The following is a 20,966-nucleotide window of genomic DNA, read 5'->3' as shown; positions in this document are numbered from 1 at the left end:
GGAATACCTGTGGACCGGCTCAGATTCCTTGAGCCCTTGGCGTGGCCGTCAGGCCGACGTTGATCCACAGTCACCCCCTTGAATTACTTTGCATGGCTGGCCGAATTAAAGCCGTGCACGCCTCCGGGGGGCAAGCTCTGGGGCGCGGCAAGCTGTGTAACGTTCTCGTAACTCGATCGAATTTGCAGCTGACCTGCGGCGTTGTCCGAAGATGTCAACTCGTTATCGTGCGAATGAGTGCATACCGGACACATGCGTGTTACAAACCTTGATTAGTTGATCTCGAAGATAAATGAAGGCAGGTGACCCGTGACGCAGGAAGAGCACTTCACCCGAGCGGCGGGTGGCACCGCTCTGCCGACCAGCCCTGCCGCGTTGCGCCGGGCCAACCTCTCCCTCGTGTTGCGCCGGTTACGCGACAATGTGTCGTCCCGGGCCGACATCGCCGAGGCGACCGGCCTGCACAGGGCCACCGTCTCCAACCTGATGGCCGAGCTCCTCGATCGGCGGCTGGTACGGGAGGTCGGCATCGAGCACGCCGGTGCGGTCGGCCGCCCCCCGCGGGCGGTGGCGCTGCACGGCGCGCACGTCGGCGCGCTGGGCATGGAGATCAACGTCGACTACATCTCGGTGCATGGCTCCGACCTCAGCGGCCGTGCCCTGGTGGAGCGCCGGGTCGGCTTCGACACGATGGGCAGCGGCCCCGACCGTTCGCTGCGCCGGCTCGGCATGGTGGCGCGGGAGGCCATCGAGGCGATGAAGCGGGCAGGGGCCGTCCCTGCCGGAATCGGCGTGGCGGTACCGGCACTGGTCGACGTGGCGCGCGGCGTCGTGACCTTCGCTCCGAACCTGCACTGGCGTGACCTGCCGCTGGCCGCTCGGCTGTCGGACACGCTCGGCCCGCTGGGCATCCCGGTGATGGTGGACAACGACGCCAACCTCGCGGCCCTGGCCGAGCACACCTCAGGCGTCGCCGCCGGCACACCTCATCTGGTCTACCTGACCGGCGAGGTCGGCGTGGGCGGTGGACTCATCGTCGACGGCAGGCTGCTCCGCGGCGCGGACGGGTTCTCCGGCGAGGTCGGGCACCTGCCGGTGGATCCGGCCGGCGCCCGATGCGGCTGCGGGCGGCACGGCTGCTGGGAGACCAAGGTGGGGCTGGCCGCGCTGGTGCGCATGGCCATGCCCGAGCAGGCGTACGAGCTGGCCGGCCTGCCGGTGTCCGACCCCGAGGAGCGGGCGACGGAGATCGCCAGAGGGCTGGCCGCAGGTGACCACCGCATGCTTGAGGCGGTCGCGGAGGTCGGACGGTGGCTCGGGCTCGGTGGCTCGATCGTGGTCAACCTTTTCAACCCGCGGGTGATCGTCGTCGGCGGTTACTTCGCCACGCTGGCCGAGTGGCTGCTGCCGCACGCCCAGGCGGAGTTGGAGCGGCTGGTCGTAGCCGGCCCCGCCGCCCAATGCCGGTTCACCGCGTCCAATTTAGGCTTCGGCGCCGCGTCCCGCGGCGCCGCGAGCATGGTGATCAACCAGCTCATCGACGACCCAACCACGATCATGGATCTATTGCCCCTGCCGACAAGCTAATGACGGCCCCCAGAGCCTGGAGACCGCACCCTCCAGCAACTGAAGTATCCACCACCAGTAAGCGGCAACGGGCGCGGCGGCGCGCGCCTTGCCTGACGTCCCCCCAGTCAGGAAAGGGATTCCCATGTCACCACGTTCCCGAACGTGGGCCAGGCTGCTCACCGCGGCCCTGCCACCCAACCAAGCTCGTTCTCTAAGCCGAACGACAGCAGCGACGATGGCGCTGGCACTCATCCTGCCGATCCTGTCGCTGTTCGCCCTGCCGGCGAGCGCCGCGAGCGCCGCGACCGCGGCGGCGCCCGACTTCAAGGTGCTGGTGTTCTCCAAGACCACCGGCTTCCGGCACGACTCGATCCCGGAGGGCGTCGCCGCGGTCCAGAAGTTGGGTCAGGACAACAACTTCGCGGTCGACACGACCGAGGACGCCACGAAGTTCACCGACGAGAACCTGAAGCAGTACCAGGCCGTCGTGTTCATGTCCACCACTGGTGACCCGCTGGGTACCCAGGACCAGAAGGACGCCTTCCAGCGTTACATCCAGGCCGGCGGCGGCTACGCCGGCGTACACGCCGCCTCCGACAGCGGGTACAGCTGGTCGTGGTACAAGAACCTGGTCGGCGCGTACTTCAAGTCGCACCCGACGCCCCAGAACGCCACGGTCAAGGTCGAGGACCCGGAGCACCCCTCCACCAAGGGCCTGCCGACCTCGTGGACCCGGTATGACGAGTGGTATGACTACCAGTCGAACCCGCGTGGAACGGTACATGTGCTGGCGTCGCTGGACGAGAAGTCCTACACCGGCGGCACCATGGGCATCGACCACCCGACGGTGTGGTGCCAGGACTATGACGGGGGCCGCTCCTGGTACACCGGGCTCGGCCACACCAAGGAGAGCTTCGTCGAGGCGAACTTCCTGCGCATGCTCCTCGGTGGCATCCGGACCGCCGCGGGCGCGGTGAAGGCCGACTGCTCGGCATCGCAGAGCGGCAGCTTCGAGAAGGTCGCACTGGACAACAAGACGTCCAACCCGATGATGCTGGACGTGGCCAAGGACGGCCGGGTGTTCTTCATCGACCGGCTGGGCGACGTGCGCATCATCAAGCCCACCGGCGGCACGGTGACCGCCGGGCACCTGAACGTGTTCACCGCCAACGAGAGCGGCCTGCTCGGCATGGTGCTGGACCGCAACTTCGCCACCAACGGCTGGATCTACTTCTACTACTCGCCGGTCGGAGTGAACGTCGACCGGCTGAGCCGGTTCACCGTCGTCGGCGACACCATCGACATGGCGAGCGAGAAGAAGGTCATGGACGCGCCGGTGCAGCGTGCCGAGTGCTGCCACCACGGCGGCGGCATGCTGATGGATCACAAGACCGGTGATCTGTGGCTGGCCACGGGCGACAACACCAACCCGTTCGCCTCGGACAGCTACACGCCGATCGACGAGCAGTCGGGCCGTTCCTCCTGGGACGCGCAGCGCAGCGCGGGTAACACCAACGACCTGAGCGGCAAGCTGCTGCGTATCCACCCTGAGGCGGACGGCACCTACACCGTGCCCGCGGGCAACCTGTTCGCTCCGGGTACCGCCAAGACCAAGCCCGAGATCTACGGCATGGGCTTCCGTAACCCGTTCCGGATCGGCCTTGACCCCAAGACCGGGTACGTGATGGTGGCCGACTACGGCCCGGACGCCTCGGCCGCCAACGCCAACCGGGGTCCGGAGAACACCGTCGAGTGGAACCTGGTCACCAAGCCGGGCAACTTCGGCTGGCCGTACTGCATCGGCAACAACTCTCCGTACATCCAGTACGACTTCGCCACCAAGAAGTCGGGCTCGGCGTTCAACTGCGCGGCACCGGTCAACAACTCGCCGAACAACACCGGTCTGACCAACCTGCCGCCGGTGACCCCCGCGACGATCTGGTACCACTACAACACCGACCAGCAGAACTTCCCCGAGCTCAACGGTGGCGCGCCGATGGCGGGCCCGGTCTACCGCTACGACGCGAACCTTGCCTCCAGCACCAAGTGGCCGGCGTACTGGGACGGCAAGGCGCTGTTCGGTGAGTGGAACACCAACAAGATGTTCTCGTTCCAGCTGAACGAGGACACCACCAAGCTCGTGAAGATCAACCAGATCCTGAAGTCCATGAGCTTCAAGCGGCCGATGGACATCAAGTTCGGCCCCGACGGGGCGATGTACCTGCTTGAGTGGGGATCCGGTTTCGGTGGCGACAACGCCGACTCCGGTGTCTACCGCATCGACTACGTCAAGGGCGTCCGTCCGCCGGTCGCCCGCGTCACGTCGGACAAGACCGACGGTCCGCTGCCGCTGGCCGTGAAGTTCTCCAGCGAGGGCTCGAAGGACCCCGACGGCAAGCCGCTCACCTACGCGTGGGACTTCGACGGCGACGGCACGGTCGACTCCACCGAGGCCAACCCGTCGTACACCTACACCAAGGCCGGCGAGTTCAACGCGGTCCTGACCGTGACCAACGTCGCCGGCGCCACGGCGCGGGCGAGCGTGACGATCGTCCCGGGCAACACCAAGCCGACCGTCAAGGTGGACCTTCCGCCGAACGGCGGGTTCTTCGACTTCGGCGACCAGGTGAAGTTCAAGGTCACCGTCACCGACCCCGAGGACGGCACGATCGACTGTGACGAGGTGCAGATCCAGGCGATCCTGGGTCACGACACCCACGGTCACCCTCTGGACCAGCTCAAGGGCTGTGAGGGCGTGCTGCCGACCACTCAGAGCGGGCACGGCGCCGATGACAACATCTTCTATGTGATCGAGGCCAGCTACGCCGACCACGGTGCCGGTGCGGCCAAGTCGCTCACCGGACGAGGCCAGGTCATCCTGCAGCCCAAGCGCAAGCAGGCTGAGCACTTCGCCGAGACCGGCCGGGTGGCAGGCGGCGTTGGCACTGACGCCGCGGGTGTGCAGGTAGAGACCACCAGCGACCCGCTGGGCGGCACGAAGAACATCGGATTCATCCAGGACGGCGACTGGTGGTCGTTCGACCCGGTGAACCTGACGAACATCACCGCGATCAAGTTCCGGGCGGCGTCGACCATCGCCGGCGCCACCCTGCAGGTCAAGGCGGGCAACCCGGAGACCGGGACGCTGCTCGGCTCGGTCAACGTGCCGAACACCGGCGCCTGGCAGACGTTCACCGATCTCACGCTGAACCTGAGCAACCCGCCGACCACGAGCGGACCGCTGTACTTCGTCACGCGCAAGCCGGCGAGCGCGGCGAACGACGCGTCGCTGGTCAACATCAACTGGGTCGACTTCATCGGTAAGGGCTTCACCGAGAACCAGCGCCCGGTCGTGACCGTGTCGGCGACCCCGACCACGGGCACCGCTCCGCTGAAGGTCGACTTCACGAGTACGGCCACCGATCCCGACGGCGACCTGCCGCTCACCTACAAGTGGGACTTCGGGGTGACCGGCGCGCCGAAGCCGACCACGGCCAACGCCAGCTACACCTACACCGCGCCGGGCACCTACGTCGCCTCCGTGACGGTGACCGACGCCAAGGGCGCCACGAGCACCGAGCAGGTCTCGGTCAAGGTGAACCCGTCCAACGTGCTCTGCCTGTCGGGGCGTTCGGACGACTTCCTCGGGACCGAGCTCGACCGTGACCGCTGGTCGGTCATCCGGGAGAACCAGACCCTCAAGGTCGCCGACGGCAAGCTGGTCATCCCGACCTCGGCCACCGACATCTACGGCGCGGGCGGCAACACGTCGAACATCGTCGTGCAGCCGGCCCCGGCCGGAGCCTGGGTGGCCACCACCAAGGTGACGCTCAACGCCAGGGACGCCTACCAGCAGGCCGGTCTGATTCTCTACGGCGACGACGACAACTACGCCAAGATGGTGCTGCAGGCGCGGGCGACCAACAACCACGCCAACCGCATCTTCCAGTTCATCCGCGAGGAGAACGGCGCCACCAACGAGGTGACGCAGAGCAACACCGCACAGCTCGGGGACGCCTACCCCGACACGGTGTACGTCCGGTTCATCAGCGACGGCACCAACATCACCGCCCACTACTCGTCGGACGGCGTCACCTACACCGCCATGCCGCAGACCAAGCCGCTCGCCGGGATCACCAACCCGAGGATCGGCCTGATCGCGCTGGCCAGCACCGGCACCCGGCCGGTGATCGACGCCTCCTTCGACTGGTTCCAGATCACCCCGGACGACAAGGCGACCAGGCCGTCCCCGAACGACGAGTTCACCGGTAGCGCGATCGACCTCTGCCGCTGGGACGCGATCGTGCGCTCCGACCCGGCCGCGGCGCGGGTGACCGATGGCAACCTGGAGATCGACACCTCGAAGGGAGACATCTACGGGACCGACAACAGCGCCCCGAAGAACTTCATCCTGCAGCCGGCGCCGAGCGGCGACTGGACGCTGGAGACCAAGGTCGACGCATCGGCGTTCAACGAGGCCTACCAGCAGGGCGGCCTGATCGTCTACGCCGGTGACGACGACTACGTGAAGTTCGACTACATCACCGACAACAACGCCGGCTCGGCCGTGAACCGCAGGATCGAGCTGCGCAGCGAGGTCGGCGGCGTGGTCCAGGACCCGCAGCCGCAGGTCAGTAACCTGACCAGCGGCGTGTGGTGGCTGCGGCTGAAGAAGGAAGGCGACACCTTCCGCGGCTACTACTCCTCGAACGGCACCACCTGGACCGAGATCGCCCTGAACGGCACCGCGACCCCGGTCAAGAACAACAAGGTCGCCAGCGGAGCCAAGGTCGGTCTGTTCGCCTTCGGTGTCAACCAGACGGCGTCCAAGACGGCCAAGTTCGACTACTTCCGCCTCACCCAGGGTGCCGAGGACAAGACCGCGCCGGTGACGACCGCGGCCACCGCCCCGGCCCAGCCGGCCGGCGGCTGGTTCGCAGGGCCGGTGGTGGTCACCCTGACCGCGGCCGACGAGGCGAACGGCAGCGGGGTCGACCGCAGCGAGTACAAGCTGGACAGCGGCGACTGGACCCGGTACGCCGGCCCGGTCACCGTCTCCGGCGACGGCTCGCATGCGCTGGCCTACCGTTCGGTCGACAAGGCGGGCAACGTCGAGGACGCCAAGACCCTCACGGTCAAGGTGGACGCGACGGCGCCGGTGACGACCGCCGCGGTCCCGCAGGGCAACGACGACGGCGCCTACATCGAGGAGGTGGCGGTGACCCTGTCCGCGACGGACGCGACGTCCGGCGTGGCGGGCACCGAGTACTCCCTGGACGGCGGCGCGTGGAAGCCGTACACCGCGGCGGTCACCGTCTCGGGTGCGGGGCAGCACGAGTTGCGTTACCGCTCGACCGACAAGGCGGGCAACGTCGAGGGCATCAAGGTCATCAAGGTGACGGTGGTCTCCGGCGTCACGCTGACCGTGACCGCCTCGTCCCGCTGCGTGGGCTCGTCGGCGTACGTGGCGGTGACGGCCGTCAACACCAGCGGCGTGCCGGTGACCGTGTCGCTGTCGACGCCGTACGGTGCCAAGGTCGTCGCCGATGTGGCGCCGGGCAGCCAGGCCTACCAGTCGTTCAACTCCAGGGCCGGGCAGATCGGCGCGGGCAAGGTCACCGTGACCGGAACCGCGACCATCGGTGGCAAGAAGGTCACCAAGTCCTACGAGGTCGGCTACACCGCGCTCAGCTGCGGCTGATCGCTCCGGCGGCGGTCACAGTGCGCACTGCTGGGGCCGCCGCCCTTGCTGAACCCGGGGCCGGTCGAATCGGCCGGCCCCGGCCCCCAAAGATGGAGCACTCATATGAGAACCAAGAGAACAACCCAGATACTCGCCGCGTCGGTGCTCGGCTTCGCGCTGGTCGGTCTGGCCGGCCCCGCGATGGCGGACGACGGGCCGGACACCGACGGCATCGACGTGTCGGTGACGATCGAGCCGCTGCGCGTTCCCGGTCAGGTGTCGATGACCGTCGCGGACAACACCGGGGTGACCCTGAACGAGAACGGGACCAACGCGGCCGCCCGCCAGTTCGTCGGTACGTTGCCGACGGTCACGGTGGCCGACACCCGTCTTCCCGACGAGATCCCCGCCGGGGACTTCTGGGCCGTGGTCGGCCAGGCCAGCCAGTTCAGCGCGACAGGGAGCGCCTCGACGATCGGGCCGGAGTACCTGGGCTGGACTCCGCGTCTGCTGAACGGATCGACAAGCGGGGTGGTGGAGGCCGGCGAGCCGGTGTCCAGCGTCATCTCCGATGGCACCGGGGCGGCCGCGGTGGGTCTGCAGGGCCAGGAGCTGCTGGTGTCGACCGCGAACTCCGCTGACGAGATCGGGTCCTGGCAGGTCAACGCCGATCTGGTGCTGCGGACTCCGGTGGATGTCACGGCCGGTAAGTACCAATCGACCCTGACGCTTTCGCTGTTCAACCAGTCCTGAGCCGGCGGCAGTACGCCCCCGGCGGGTGTGGGTGTCCGGGACGTGCGCCACTGTGGCCCATGTCCCGGCCATCCGCGAGGACGGTGGCCAACATGGGCAATGTCCGGCTCGTCCCGGACGCGACGGTCCGGGCGTCGGCGCTGGTGGGTGAGAGCGGCTGGGATGACGCCTCCGAGGCCAAGACCAGGGAGGTCATGCCCGGTGGCAGTCGCGGGTTCACCGCGAGTTGAAGACGTGCGCGGGGAGCCGTCGTCACATGTCCCGGGCCCACGGTCCCGGCGGACGGGCGACCCGGCACCCCGCTGAACCATCCGGGTTCCCCGCGACACATGTCCTGGAGCACCCGTACCGCATTCCGCACCCATCAGCAGATACGTCCATCAGGAGGTGGCGGCCGTCAACAGAAGCAAGGAAGCGACGGTGATCCGGAACTCGCCCCGAGGCCGGGTACTCGCGGTCGCGTTCGCGTTCGCGCTCGGCGCGCTGCTCGCAGGTGGCGTCGTCTTCGTCGCGACCAGGCCGAGCTCGACCGAACGGATGGTCGAGCAGCTCCGTGCGGAGTCCGCCCTCCGGGACAAGGCACAGATCAAGACACTCACCGAGCTGGCCCGAACCACCCGCGACCGGCTCACCCCCATGCTCGAAGGCCTGAGCCGGGTCATACCAGCCGACGGCGCCGCGGGACCCGTCGCACCCGCCGCGGTGACCGCCGCCGATGTCGAATCCTGGCAGAAGACGGCCGACGCGGCCGTCGCGGGCTTCGCCGACCCGCCCTCCGGCGAGACCGCCACCAACCTGGCGAGATCGGGCCTCGCCTCCGCCGTCCGGCAGCTCGCCGTCACCGTCGGCACCTACGCCGCCGCGCAGGAGCTCACCGGCGCGGCCCGCGCGAACGTGTTGGCCCTCGTGGCACGGCAACGCGCGGACGCGGTGTTCACCTGGTCGGTCGGCGCCACCGCTCTCGACTCGGTGAACGTCGACGCGGGCTATGGGCACCAGCACGTGTTCCTGCCGATGTCGTCCGGCGAGGGGGCGCTCACTCCGGATGACGCGCCAGAGGGGGAAGGCGAGGAGCGTCATCCCGAGTGATCCTCTTTCAACCTGGGTGACGCGCCTGATTTCCCGGCTCGCCGAATCCCCCGAAAGGCCGATGAGCACTGGGCGGACTCCGCCGGTCGTGAGGCCTGATGAGCAGGGGTGTGTGCGGCCCGTCAGGCGGCGAGCGAGACCGGCTCGGGCTCCGCGGCCCGCTCCCGTAGCGGCTGGACGCCGGCCACGGTGGCGGGCTCGCGTGGCAGGAAGTGCGCGGCCACCGCGATGAGCACGCCCAGCACCACCGCCACGCCGAGCGCGACCCGCAGCGTCGCGGCGTGGCTGATGAAGCCGATCACCACGGGGCCGAGGAGCAGGCCCGCGTACCCCATCGCGCCGGTCTGGGCGATGGCGGGACCCGGGGTCGCGGTCGCCGTGCCGGCGAGCGAGATCGCCATCGGCGAGACCGTGGCGACGGCGAGGCCGATGAGGATCATCCCGCCGACCGCCACCAGCGGGGACGACGTGGTGATCACGATCGCGAATGCCGCGGCCGTGGCGAGCCCGGCGGCGATGATCAGGCGGCGGGCGCCGAACGCGGTGCGCAACCGGTCGCCGGTGAGCCGGGAGACCAGCATGCCGGCCTCGAAGATCGGGTAGCCGAGGGCGGCGACCGCCTCGGGGGCGCCGATGGTGTCACGCAGGAACAGGCCGTTCCAGTCCGCCACCGCGCCCTCGACCATGAAGGCGCCGAACGCGATCGCGCCGAGCAGGTACACCACCGGGGGCATCCGCCGCCGCGACCTGCCTGAGCCGGTCTCAACGGGCGCCGTGTCCGGCAGGAAGCCCCGGCTGAGCAGGTACGCCCCGGGGGCTGACACCAGGGCGACCGCGGTCAGGTTGGCGGTGAACGACACCCCCGTGGAGATGGCCACGGTGCCGAGCAGGCCGGCCGACATGGCGCCCACGCACCAGCCGGCGTGCATGCCGTTCATCAGCGGGCGGCCGTAGGCGCGCTCCACCGCCGAGCCCTGGGCGTTCATCGCGACGTCCACGGCCCCGAAGAACATGCCGAACAGCCCGGCCGCGACGATCATCGCAGAGAACGACGGGGCGAACGCCACCCCGAGCAGGGACGCCGCGCAGAGGGGAGCCCCGACCCGCAGGACGGAGCGGCTGCCCGCCCGTGCCATCACTCCGCGCATGGACTGCATGGTCACCAGCGCCCCCAGCCCCCACGAGAGGAGCACGACGCCGACCGAGGCCTCTGACAGGCCGAGCTTGTCGGTCAGCGCGGGGATGCGCACGGTGAACGTGCCGCACATGAGGCCGGCGAGGACGAAGGTGAGGATCGCCCGGGAGCGGGCGGTCCTCAGGTCGCGGGTCATCACAGGGTCCTTTCAAGGTTCTACACAGGGGTGTAACGGTGTGGGGGGAATGTGGGACGCCGTTCCTGGTCCGCAAGGGCCATCCCGGAACCGGGGCCCGCGGGGGCCGTCCCCGGAACCACGTCCGGACCGGGAGGCACCCCGCCGCGCTCAGGCGGGCAGGGGAAAGCCTGCCGTGCTCAGGCGGACCGGGGGAGTACGGAAGCGGACCTGCGGGTGACGGGTTGGGACCGTACGGAGACGGCCGTGGTCAGGCGGGGCCGCGCGCGGGGACGGCCCTTCCTGGCCGGCCAGGAAGGGCGGGCGCCTGCGGGGTCAAGGGCTCGCGAGCAGCGCCAGGAGCCCGCGGTGGAGCTCCGCGTAGTGGGCCTCGCCGTAGAAACCCGGGTCGTGGGTCACGACGTCCCACAACCCCTCGCAGGCGAGCCGGACGATCTGGGCCGCCATCGGGTCGGCCTCGGCCTCCATGCCCTCACGGTGCCACCGGGCCATCGCCTCGCGCAGCGGCGCGAGCAGCTCGGGGTCGCCGGCCGCGCCGGTGACCACCGCCCAGCGTCTCAGCCGCCCGCTCTGGATCGCGGTGAACGTGGCGGCGAGGTAGGCCCGGGTGTAGGTGCTCTCGTCCTGGGCGGCGACCAGCTCGTCGAAGTCGGCGATGAGCCGCTCGATCATGCCCTTGATCAGGGCTTCTTTGGTGCTGAAGTGGTAGAGGAGACCGCCTTTGCTGACGCCGGCGCGCTCGGCGACGGCCGACAGGGTGAGGCACTGGGCCCCCTGATCGGCCAGCAGCCTTTCCGCCGCGTCCAAAAGCTCATCTTTCCTCACATCCGGAACTATACCGTCCAGACGGTACAGCTCTCAAACTGGGTACCCTGGGTACGTCATGGCATACCTAGACCACGCGGCGACTACGCCGATGCTCACCGAAGCGATCGAGGCGATGACCGCACAGCTCGTGCGCGTCGGCAACGCCTCCTCCCTCCACGCGGCCGGCCGTCGCACTCGCAGGGTCGTCGAGGAGTCGCGCGAGACCATCGCCGGCGCACTCGGGGCACGGCCGAGCGAGGTCGTCTTCACCTCCGGGGGCACGGAGGCCGACAACCTCGCAATCAAGGGGCTCTTCTGGGCACGCCACCAGGCCTCCGGGGCCGACCGGGTGCTGATCAGCGCCGTCGAGCACCACGCCGCCCTCGATCCGGCCCACTGGCTGGGCGACCGGCAGGGCGCGTCCGTCGAGCTCCTGCCCGTCGACGAGTACGGCCGCGTCCATCCCGGCACCCTGCGTGCGGCGATCGAGAGCGATCCGGGGCGCGTCGCCGTGGTCAGCGTCATGTGGGCCAACAACGAGGTCGGCACCATCCAGCGCATCCCCGAGCTGGCGGCGATCGCCCGGGAGCACGGCATCCCGTTCCACACCGACGCGGTGCAGGCCGTGGGGCAGTTGCCCGTCTCGTTCTCGGAGTCGGGCGTCGAGGCGCTCACCCTGTCCGGGCACAAGGTCGGCGGCCCGATGGGCGTGGGAGCGCTGCTGCTGGCGCGCGGCGTCGACCCGGTCCCCGTCCTCCACGGCGGGGGTCAGGAGCGCGACGTGCGCTCGGGCACCCTCGACGCCCCGGCGATCGCCGGGTTCGCGGCGGCCGTGCGGGCGGCGGTGGAGCAGCGCGAGGAGAAGGCCGCCCGGCTGCGCGCCCTGCGCGACGAGCTGATCGCCAGGGTCAGGGAGGCGGTGCCCGACGTGATCCTCAACGGCCATCCGGACGAGCGCCTCCCCGGCAACGCCCACTTCTCCTTCCCCGGGTGCGAGGGCGACGCGCTGCTGATGCTGCTCGACGCCAAGGGCATCGAGTGCTCGACGGGTTCTGCCTGCTCCGCGGGCGTCGCCCAGCCGTCGCACGTGCTGCTGGCCATGGGGTCCGACGCGGTACGGGCGCGCGGGTCGCTGCGCTTCACTCTCGGGCACACCTCGACCAGGGCCGACGTGGACGAGCTGGTCGAGGTGATCGGCGGCGTCGTCGAGCGCGCCCGCCGCGCCGGGCTGACATAGGGCCCGCCGCCGGGCCGGGCGGGCGTGGTACGTCCGTGAGGGAATGCTGTGCGCCGTTCCGGGCGGTCACTCCTTGATCTGGAGGCCCATCGAGCGGGCCGTACCGGCGATGATCTTCTCCGCCTGGTCCAGGTCGGTGGTGTTGAGGTCGGGAAGCTTCGTGCGGGCGACCTCGCGGAGCTGCTCCCTGGTGATCGTCGCGGCGACGTCGTGCCCGGGCCGCGCGCCGCCGCCGTCCAGCCCGGCGATCCTTCGCAGGAGCGAGGCCGTCGTCGGCATCCTGGTCACGAGGTCGAACGACCGGTCCTCGTACATGGTGATCTCGGCGGGCACGACGAACCCCCGTTGGGACTCTGTCGCGGCGTTGTACCGCCGGCAGAAGTCCATGAGGTTGATGCCGAGCGGGCCCAGATCCTTACCGACGGTCGCGGGGCTCGCCTCCCCGGCCTTGACCTGCAGCTTCACGACTCTAGTGATCTTGTTCTTGGCCATGCTCGAAACCGTAAAGTGTCCAGTAACTGGAGACTCAACTGCGATAATCGGGGTCATGGCCCGCGAGACGTACACGATCGGGCAGCTCTCCAAGCTGTCCGGCCTTCCGGTGAAGACGATCAGGTTCTACTCCGACGTGGGCGTCCTGCCCGAGCAGTCCCGCACCCCGGCCGGCTACCGGGTCTACGGCGAGAGCGACCTGGCGAGGCTGGAGCTCGTCCGCACCCTTCGCGACATCGGCGTCGATCTCGCGACGATCCGCTCCCTCGGCGAGCGCGACCTGCGCCAGGTGCTCGCCCTCCACCTGCGCACGGTGGAGACCCAGCTCAAGGCCCTGCAGCGCACCCGGGCGGTCCTGCGGGCCACGCTCGACCGGGGCGACACCTCGGAGGCCGACCTGCGCAGGCTCAACACGCTCGGCCGGATCGGCGCCGCCGAGCGCGAGGCGATGATGGACTCCTTCGTGGCCGAGGTCGGGGGAGGGATCCGCGCCCGCGAGCAGTGGCTGACGCGGCTGCGGGAGGCCATGGTGCCCGAGCTGCCGGCCGAGCCGACCGTCGAGCAGCTCGACGCGTGGCTGGAGCTGGCCGAGCTGCTCTCCGACGACGACTACCGGACGAGCCTTCGCCGCCAGAGCGACGACTTCTGGCAGAGGCGCGAGCGCGACGGGGAGCCCGGCCAGACGAGCTGGGACGAGACCAACGAGGCCGTCACCGAGATGGTGCTCGCCGCTCTCGACGAGGGCGTGGAGCCGGGTTCCGCCGCCGCGGGCCCGATCCTCGACCGGGTGGTGTCCCTTCTGGCCACGATGCACGGCGAGACGGACGGCCCGGAGTTCCGCCGGTCGCTGTCACGCGGCTACGAGGAGCACGACCCGCGTGCCGTGCGCCACTGGGAGCTGGTCGCCGCCATCCAGAACACCCCGTGGCCGCACCCGCAGACCCTCGCCCACGCCTGGATCGCCGAGGCACTGCGCCTCAACCTCCCCTGACCCGCCGTACGTCCGCCCGGGTGCCGCCTCGAACGGCCCCCTGGCACTCGACTCATTCGCTCAGCGCGTCCGACGCAGCCGCCAGTAATAGAGATATAAGACGGAGACGCTGTGGGCCTACGACTTCCGCGTCGGCCAGCAGTTCACGTTGAAGCAGAACCCGCTCCGCCGCGAGCACCTGGACGACTTCGTCAAGTGCTATCGGCCAGGAGAGCCGCGTAAGCACCGGATCGAGACGGAACGGTTCCGGCCGTTCAGTTACGAAGAGCTGATCGCCCGGGACAAGGTCAATCTCGACATCAGCTGGTTGAAGGATCCCTCCCTGGAGGACGCCGACTCGCTGCTGCCTCCCGAAGTGATCGCCCAGGACCCCGTGGAGGACCTGGAAGCCGCGCTGAGCGAGTTCGCCGCAATCGCCGAGGCACTGCAGCAGTCGCGCGAGAGGTCCGCCGACTCATAGATATCCCGGATGAGGGCGAAAACAGGGCGTACGAGGTGGGACTCTGGCGGATCGCCGGAAACGGCGAAGCGGTTCGCATCACTTCTGGTGCGATTCCGTTGGAGTCCCACGTCTCGTCTGGCGAGGGGTTGTGCCTCCGTTGAGATGGTGCATCCGTACCTCAGGCGTTTTGGGGAGGCGCGACGGCCAGGAGCTTGCGTAGCTCTATGGCGGAAGGGCCACTTCGCCGGACTGGGGGGACAGCACGGAGGACCATGTTGGCGGTTTCGATCACGTGGTGGCTGCGGTAGGCGGGAGTGACCGCGTTGATTGCTGTTGCCGCCTGATGTAGGCCCTCGTCGATGCCGCCTTGGGTGACCGTGCACAGTGCACTGTGCAGTTGGACGTTGACGAGGTACACGTAGTCCCGGGTGACCATCAGCACCTTCTCCCGGGCAGTGCCCGCCGCGGAATCGTTGCCCACTCCGGAGTACACCCAGCTTTCCGCGAAGTGGAGCCCATCTGGCTTCCAGAAGCCATACCGGTCCGTGCCGCCCTGTTCCGCGGCCTTGTGCAGGGTGACCAGCGTCCCGAGTGCTTCGTCGTGCCTGCCGAGCATCGACAGCGCCTTCGCTTCGGTGGTCAGCAGCTTGAGGTAGGGCTTGTCGGTGAGCTGCTGGGCACTGCGTACCATGCGCAGGATCGTTTCCGGGTCGCGTTGGCCGTAGAGGCCGTGGCCAGTTTCCTCAGCTCGGACGAGGAGGCGGAGCGCCAGGTCCCCGGAGGCGTCGGCCGCCTGACGGGCGCTGTACCACCAGCGGATGGCCGCGCCGTGATCGCCCAGCCGGGTCAGTGCGTTGGCCTGGAGCGAGGAGAGCATGGCGGTGATGCGCTGGAGCTCCGTCACCTCGGCCGGAGTGGAGACCTGGGACTGGCTTCGCACCGCCATCAGGTCGATGAACAGGTCGGCGGCGACCTGGGCCGGCGGCCGGGTACGCAGGGCGTGCAGGTGGTCGGCGCAGGCCAGTTCCCAGTCTTCGAGGGCTCGGTGCGGGTGGTCGAAGGAGAGGTCGAGGAGCTGGCGGAAGGTTTCGCTGGAGAGGCCGAAGGTGCCGAGGGTGCCGAGTCCGGCGAGGAGTTGGAGGGCGGCCCGACGTTCCATGTCGTCGTCTCCAATGCCATATGCGGGGTTTTCCGAATATCTACCCGTACGCAGCCGCGCTGATTCGGTGGCGGCTTTCAAAGCGGTCAGTGTGTCGTACAGGGCGGTGAGGATGCCGTGTGCGCCGTACACCTGGTCCAGGCGGTGGATCATGTCCGGCGGGGGTGTCCGCTCGCCGCGCTCCCATTTCGCCAGGTTGGAGAAGTCGGTGTACATCTGCTCGCCGGCTCGGCGCAGCCCGAGATTGGGCCTGCTCTCGCGGCAGCGGCGCATGACCGCGCCGAACAGATGCCAGGCCGAGGCGTGCGGGTCGATCGGGTCTGCGGTCACGACACCCCTCGCGATCGTGCTCCGGCACGGCCCCACCCGGACCGCACCACTGTGTGTCTTCCACCACCTTTGATCACTCTGAATCATCGCATCGCTACTTCTGGTAATGCACGTAAACCGTGCATTACCAGGGACCGAAGGCCAAAGCAGAGGATGCCGGTGGCGAAAGCGCGAGGCTAGACGGCCTCTCTGTCCGTGGGCCTTTCTAGAGGGGTTCGAGGGCTGTGGAAGACGACCTCGACCGCGAGAGCGGCCATGGTCTTCTGGTCCCCGCCGCTTAGCCCCGCACGGTTGAAGTGGAAGATGAGGTGGTGGGCTAGGACGGCCCGCAGGCCGCGCTCGAGTTGGCCGTGGCGGTTCAGAGCGGCCAGGGTCTGCCCGGCCTTCTCAAATGCGGAGATCCACGACTCATAGCCGGCCAGCGGCCCGCCCTTCGCGGGGTCGCAAAGGCCTCGGGCGTCGACGGCCATGAGGGTGTGCATCGCGTCGAGGAGTTCTACGCGCTCGGGGTCGGCGGAGATGGCGTTCCGATGCGGCCGTAGGTCGCTGACCCTGGCCCACACGTCGCCCTGCTCAAACCAGTCCAGACCGGCGCCGCGCAGCAGCGCGCCGCACAGCAGAATCGACGTCTCCCGCCGCCCAAGCGCCCGGCCGGTCTCAAGCCAGCGCAGCAGTTGGTGGCTGTCGGCGTGGAAGAGGGCACACGCGGCGTCCATGCCTGCGGGTCCGCCAAAGGCGACAGGCTCCAACTCGCAGACGCTAGGACTCCACGACATGCCCTCGCCGGCGCCGGTCAGGGCGTGGAGTACCGTGTCGGCGGCTGTGGGGCTGGTGGGCAACCACCGGAACCGCCATTGTTCCTTGCGGATGAAGAACCAAGCCGAGATGAGCCCGCGGCCCTCGGCGTCCCGCAGGACCGGGCCGACGCGCGCCACGGCGAGGTGTTCGGCGTCGCCGCGGTCGGCGAAGGTGACGTTGGCTTGCCGCCAGTGAACAGGCCGCACAGGTACCTCTCTTTTGGTCATCGGAGCAGAAGACACGCGTCCCAGGAGGTGGCGGGTGTCGCGCGGTGGGCGAGGGAATGGAGGGCAAGCCCGTAGCCCGCGGATCCGGTCAGGAACCCGGGTGGCGTGTCGGCCGCGGAGGGGCTGTCCAGGAGTAGTTCGGCGACGCGGAGGAGCGGCAGGTCGTGGGGGGCGAGCGCGTCGTCCGCGAAGGCGTTCACAGTCATGAACAGTCCCGCCGTGCCGTGACAGAGGCCGCGGTCGACGATCCGCCGGAGCTGGTGCGGGTCGTTGAGGCAGCCGGTCAAGGCGGATTCGGCGGTGCGCCGGCGGGCGGTGTCGCCGGTCGCCAGGGCGGCGAGTTGCTGAGCGCGCGCGATGGCCGGGGTGCCGTAACACCAGGAGGGGCGCAGCGGCCCGGGCTGGGCGCTCTGCCCATCCTGGAGTTCTGTAAGGGTGACCATTTCGGGCCACCAGGGGTCGCCGTGGTGGTCCTGTTGCCAGTCGTCCAGCCATGCGCAGATCCGGCCGATGGCCTCCAATTGGCCGTGCACGACCAGGCCGTCTCGGGCGGTGAGAGCCAGAAAGGCCAGCGGCCCGCAGATGCCGTGGGCCATCCCATTGTTGCCGTGCCCGCCGAGCGGTTCGTTAGCGGCGCGCCTGGCCGATGACATCGTCCACCAGCCCGGGAGTCCGTCCACCGGTTCGGTGAGAGCAACAAGGTAGGCCAGTACCTCCTTGGCCAGGTCGCCGCCGGGGTCGCGTCTCCACACGTGAGCGCCCAGACCGGTCAGGCCGCTGATCAGGTCGAACTCGGCGAGGGCGGGCCGGTCGCCCCGCGCGAGACGCTGATAGGCGGCGTTGAGCCGGTCCCGGGTAACGGCCGCCACGCCCTCGTCCAGGACTGCCTGCGCGGGCCCGTACCCGGGTTGATGCGCGGGGTGGAGCGCGAACGCGAGCGCGGGCGCCCCGTGATAGAGGCAGGCGCTGGCGCCGATGGAGAGTTCGTCCTGAGTCGCGGCGGCCAGCCAGTCGTGCGCGTCCTGCCACCCGGCGAGGCCCGTGGCGGCCCGCTCGATGTGCAGGAGCGCGATCCCGGCGGCTCCACCGCTGAGCGACTGGGCCGGCGTCCCGACCGGGCGAGGCTCCCTGAGCTGCTGGGCTATGCCGTCGGCGTGGCGACGGGCTCGCTCGTGAATGTCGATGGACCGCTCCTTTCCTCTCGTGCGATCAGGCCCTGGGCGATGGCCCGGGCCAGCCGCATGCAGATCCGCTCGGAGTCCGCGTCGATCCCGATCATGCGGGCGTGGTGCAGATGCAGCAGGTCACCCATAACGGCGTTGACGTCGTGGGCGTCGAGCTGCGCCCGGTAGCGGGTGAGCGCCGCCCGCCGCCGCTCCAACACCCCCGGCGGAACGTCGGCTGGCAGCTGCGCTTGACTCAGCAAGGCCCGGTCGAGTGCCGGAGCCCCGCCGTGGGCTATGTGCTCCATGAGTCGGCGCGGCCCGTCGGCGCCGAGGAAACCCGCCGAGAGGTCAACCAAGCTGTTCGCGGTCGCGGCCTGAGCGTTCGCTGCGGTGCGCAGCTGCGCGACCGCGACCGCGGAGTCCGCGGCGAACACGTCCTCCGCCGCAACCAGGGCCGGGCCCGTGCCGAACCGGCCGGCCTCGGGCCGGTAGGTGTCCAGTGTGAAATCGCGGAGCAGCCCGGCACGGCCAACGTCGCGCGCCCACCGCCCGACTGAGCGGGCGGCGGGCCCGTACAGGTCTCCGTTGTGCAGGCGCAACCGGACCCGCAGGTGCGGGGTGGGGGAGTCGTAGCGGATGAACCACCAGTCGTCGGGGGCGCCATGCTCCCACTCGGCGAGCAGGGCCGGCAGGTAGGTGGTGAGCAGTTCGGTCTGGCGCCCCGGGTGCCCGAACAGTTTCGCGCACAGCCAGGGGGAGTCCCCAGGCAGGTGGCCGGGGCCGTGGTAGATCCGTTCGGGCCGCAGCGGGCGCGTCAAGGGGCGGGGCGGCGCGGTGGAGGCGAGGGGGACGACGATTTCGTGGGGGCGGTCGCCGATCCAGCCGTAGTCGGTTCCGTCCTCGGCCAGCGCCGCCGTGCCGGCCCGGTCCAGGTGGCGGCGCATGAGCGCCAGGTGTGCGTCCTGGGTCAGGTCCAGGAGGATCAGAACGTCGTCGTCGCCGAGCCGCACCGAGTCCGGGATGCGGTGTGAGTGCCGTTGCTTTTGGAACTCCCGTACCCATTCCCCAGTGGTGGCGGCCGGGGCGGGCAGGGTCGCGGCGGCGAGGTTCCACCGGGCCGGGCTGAGCACCGTGCGGCCGTACCGTACGCGCGGCAGAAAGGCGAACCGGTCAGCGACACGGCCCCAGAAGAACGGGGTGCAGGGCGCGGACGTTCCGGTGCTGGCCTCGCACAGGAACCGGGCCAGCGGGTGGGCGCCGTGGCGCAGGTCGACCGCGTTCAACATCAGCGGCTCGACCGCGCACCCGCGCGACAGCGACACCAGGACAAAACGGCGGGCGTCGGCGGTCACCGCCAGGTCGTCGAGGTCGACCGCCGAGTCCAGCGGGTGGCGGTGTTCCCCAAGCGGCAATACCGGCAGGACGTCGGGGATGCGGGCGAGGGTTTCGACGCGGGCGGACAGCGGAGGGCTGGACAGCTGCACGGCCATCGCGCCTGCCGTGCCCGTCGGAAGGCCACGGTAAGCCTCGACGATGCGGCCCCGCTCATCGGCGTCGAGCAGATGCAGGAACCGGCCCACCGACGTCCCGGCGTGCCGCGACGCGCAGACCACCGTGAGGGTGAAGTGCCCGGCGTCCAACGCGGCCGTGGTGGGGGCGTTCAGGCTGACCCGCAACTCCGTGTGAGGGACCGTCCCGGCGCCGCCGCTCTCCAGCTCGGCCACCATCTCCTCGTCAACGACCAGTTCGGCGCAACCGTCCAGGGCGGCTTTCTGGGCGAGAACCGCCAACGCGACGTCCCTGCGCGCCAGAGGCGGGTCGTCTTTGTAGAGCGAGCCCCGGAACCCTGCGGGGTAGCCCAGCCCCCTGTCGGGGTCCAGAAGCTCCCGGACCCCGACCAAAGCGCCAGGGCCATAACGGTCAACGAACGCGGCGTGGTAAGCCTGCCAAGCGGGCCGCCCCGGGGCTACCCGGACTAAAATCGCGGCGGCTGCCTCAACCTCACGGATCACGATGGGCGGGAGGCTGATCGAGCAGTCCACCCGCAGGCCGACCGCCAGGCGGCGGCCTGGGTCGGGGGTGGCGGGGGCGGTCTCTAACCCGTCGAGCTGGGCGGCGATATAGGCCAGGGGATCGGTGGCGGTCATCGGGGGCCGCACGCCCGTGAGCAGGATCCGCAGGCGCACCAACTCGGTGAGCATGCCCTCGATGACCGTGACCGGTGTCTGGGGGGACTCGGCGGTCAGCCTCGCCAGGACATCACCGAAGGCAACCGGGGTCCTGGCCTCCTGGAGGGCCATGCGGACCGCTGCGGTGTAGCGCACAGACACGTCCGACACCGGCCCCTCGGCGGACGCCTGGCACGGCACCACCCAATCTCCGCCCCGCGCGAACCCCACGTTGTTCGCCATGACCGGCAGCTGCCGGAGCAGTTCCGGCTGGCTCTCCAGGGCGCTGATCGCCTCCGTGAGCCAGGTGGAATCCGGCTGGCGCACGGCGGCATGCCGTTCACCGAACAGGACCGACGCTGTAGGGGCCAGATCGACCGGGGCGACTCCGGCGAACAAGCCGAATGGTGTGGCCCGGCTCCTCCACCGCAGGAGATAACGCATCAGCGCCTCGGCCGCGCGGCGGATCTGGCGCGGCTTGAACCCGCCGGGGTTCTCGCAGAACGCAGTGAGGGCGCGAGCCAGGTCAGGGCTCGCTACTTCAACTACGTCGGCCACGCCCGCCAACGGCCAGACCTGGCGGACCCAGTCCGCCGGCCCGGCAACGTCGTCGTTGGTGAGGTCTGGCCAGGGCGGGAGGACCAGGTCATCAGGGTAGGCGGCGACGCGAATGACGGCGGCGTCCACCGCTCGAAAGCCTGGTTGATGCACTCTGGTCCTCCGT

Annotated in this window: 15 protein-coding genes; 8 read left to right on the top strand and 7 right to left on the bottom strand. The window is 69.6% G+C overall.

Annotation, left to right across the window (positions count from 1 at the left end; genetic code table 11):
- Positions 1–309: 309 nt before the first annotated feature.
- From OG589_RS30165 to OG589_RS30145, 5 genes are all read left to right on the top strand, one after another.
- Positions 310–1,587 carry an ROK family protein gene (locus tag OG589_RS30165; protein WP_405141248.1) on the top strand — a complete coding sequence of 426 codons (1,278 nt, stop codon included), beginning with the start codon at positions 310–312 and terminating at the stop codon, positions 1,585–1,587.
- 217 nt (positions 1,588–1,804) lie between these two features.
- Positions 1,805–7,270 (top strand): ThuA domain-containing protein, encoded by a 5,466-nt coding sequence (locus OG589_RS30160; protein WP_405141246.1) that lies wholly within the window; start codon positions 1,805–1,807, stop codon positions 7,268–7,270.
- Positions 7,271–7,375: 105 nt separating this feature from the next.
- Entirely contained in the window at positions 7,376–8,005 is a 630-nt protein-coding gene (locus OG589_RS30155; protein ID WP_405141245.1) for a hypothetical protein, read from the top strand.
- Between the two features lie 59 nt (positions 8,006–8,064).
- The gene (locus OG589_RS30150) at positions 8,065–8,235 is read left to right on the top strand and encodes a hypothetical protein (protein ID WP_405141244.1); all 171 of its coding nucleotides are present in this window, start codon (positions 8,065–8,067) and stop codon (positions 8,233–8,235) included.
- A 190-nt stretch (positions 8,236–8,425) separates the two neighbouring features.
- Positions 8,426–9,094 (top strand): hypothetical protein, encoded by a 669-nt coding sequence (locus OG589_RS30145; protein ID WP_405141243.1) that lies wholly within the window; start codon positions 8,426–8,428, stop codon positions 9,092–9,094.
- A 122-nt stretch (positions 9,095–9,216) separates the two neighbouring features.
- Here OG589_RS30145 and OG589_RS30140 read toward each other — a convergent pair whose 3' ends face one another.
- Both OG589_RS30140 and OG589_RS30135 read right to left on the bottom strand, forming a co-directional pair.
- Positions 9,217–10,425 carry an MFS transporter gene (locus OG589_RS30140; RefSeq protein WP_405141242.1) on the bottom strand — a complete coding sequence of 403 codons (1,209 nt, stop codon included), beginning with the start codon at positions 10,423–10,425 and terminating at the stop codon, positions 9,217–9,219.
- Positions 10,426–10,740: 315 nt separating this feature from the next.
- Positions 10,741–11,250: a TetR/AcrR family transcriptional regulator gene (locus tag OG589_RS30135; RefSeq protein WP_405141241.1), complete on the bottom strand. Its 510-nt coding sequence runs from the start codon at positions 11,248–11,250 to the stop codon at positions 10,741–10,743.
- 58 nt (positions 11,251–11,308) lie between these two features.
- On the opposite strand from OG589_RS30135, the gene OG589_RS30130 reads away from it, so the two are divergent.
- Positions 11,309–12,469, top strand: coding sequence for a cysteine desulfurase family protein (locus OG589_RS30130; RefSeq protein WP_405141240.1), 1,161 nt, complete (start codon positions 11,309–11,311; stop codon positions 12,467–12,469).
- Between the two features lie 66 nt (positions 12,470–12,535).
- Here the strand turns inward: OG589_RS30130 and rplK are convergent, their stop codons facing one another.
- Positions 12,536–12,961 carry a 50S ribosomal protein L11 gene (rplK, locus tag OG589_RS30125; protein WP_405141239.1) on the bottom strand — a complete coding sequence of 142 codons (426 nt, stop codon included), beginning with the start codon at positions 12,959–12,961 and terminating at the stop codon, positions 12,536–12,538.
- A 55-nt stretch (positions 12,962–13,016) separates the two neighbouring features.
- Here rplK and OG589_RS30120 point away from each other — a divergent pair, with 55 nt between their 5' ends.
- Positions 13,017–13,952, top strand: a complete 936-nt coding sequence (locus OG589_RS30120) for a MerR family transcriptional regulator (protein ID WP_405141238.1) — start codon at positions 13,017–13,019, stop codon at positions 13,950–13,952.
- 148 nt (positions 13,953–14,100) lie between these two features.
- The gene (locus OG589_RS30115; protein WP_405141237.1) at positions 14,101–14,412 is read left to right on the top strand and encodes a hypothetical protein; all 312 of its coding nucleotides are present in this window, start codon (positions 14,101–14,103) and stop codon (positions 14,410–14,412) included.
- Positions 14,413–14,572: 160 nt separating this feature from the next.
- On the opposite strand, the gene OG589_RS30110 is transcribed toward OG589_RS30115, so the two are convergent.
- The 4 genes from OG589_RS30110 to OG589_RS30095 form a co-directional block, all read right to left on the bottom strand.
- The gene (locus OG589_RS30110) at positions 14,573–15,883 is read right to left on the bottom strand and encodes a multiprotein-bridging factor 1 family protein (protein ID WP_405141236.1); all 1,311 of its coding nucleotides are present in this window, start codon (positions 15,881–15,883) and stop codon (positions 14,573–14,575) included.
- A 176-nt stretch (positions 15,884–16,059) separates the two neighbouring features.
- Positions 16,060–16,908, bottom strand: a complete 849-nt coding sequence (locus OG589_RS30105; RefSeq protein WP_405141234.1) for a thiopeptide-type bacteriocin biosynthesis protein — start codon at positions 16,906–16,908, stop codon at positions 16,060–16,062.
- Complete coding sequence (locus tag OG589_RS30100; RefSeq protein ID WP_405152159.1) at positions 16,905–18,053, bottom strand: lanthionine synthetase C family protein; 1,149 nt, start codon at positions 18,051–18,053, stop codon at positions 16,905–16,907. The genes OG589_RS30105 and OG589_RS30100 overlap by 4 nt, the downstream gene beginning before the upstream one ends.
- Positions 18,050–20,929 (bottom strand): lantibiotic dehydratase, encoded by a 2,880-nt coding sequence (locus OG589_RS30095; RefSeq protein ID WP_405141233.1) that lies wholly within the window; start codon positions 20,927–20,929, stop codon positions 18,050–18,052. Before OG589_RS30095 ends, OG589_RS30100 begins: the two co-directional genes overlap by 4 nt.
- Positions 20,930–20,966: the final 37 nt, after the last annotated feature.

This window comes from Sphaerisporangium sp. NBC_01403 (assembly GCF_045040145.1).
Classification (GTDB): domain Bacteria; phylum Actinomycetota; class Actinomycetes; order Streptosporangiales; family Streptosporangiaceae; genus Sphaerisporangium; species Sphaerisporangium viridialbum.
The sequence above is the reverse complement of the archived record's forward strand: the minus strand, read 5'-3'. Positions and strand labels throughout refer to the sequence as shown.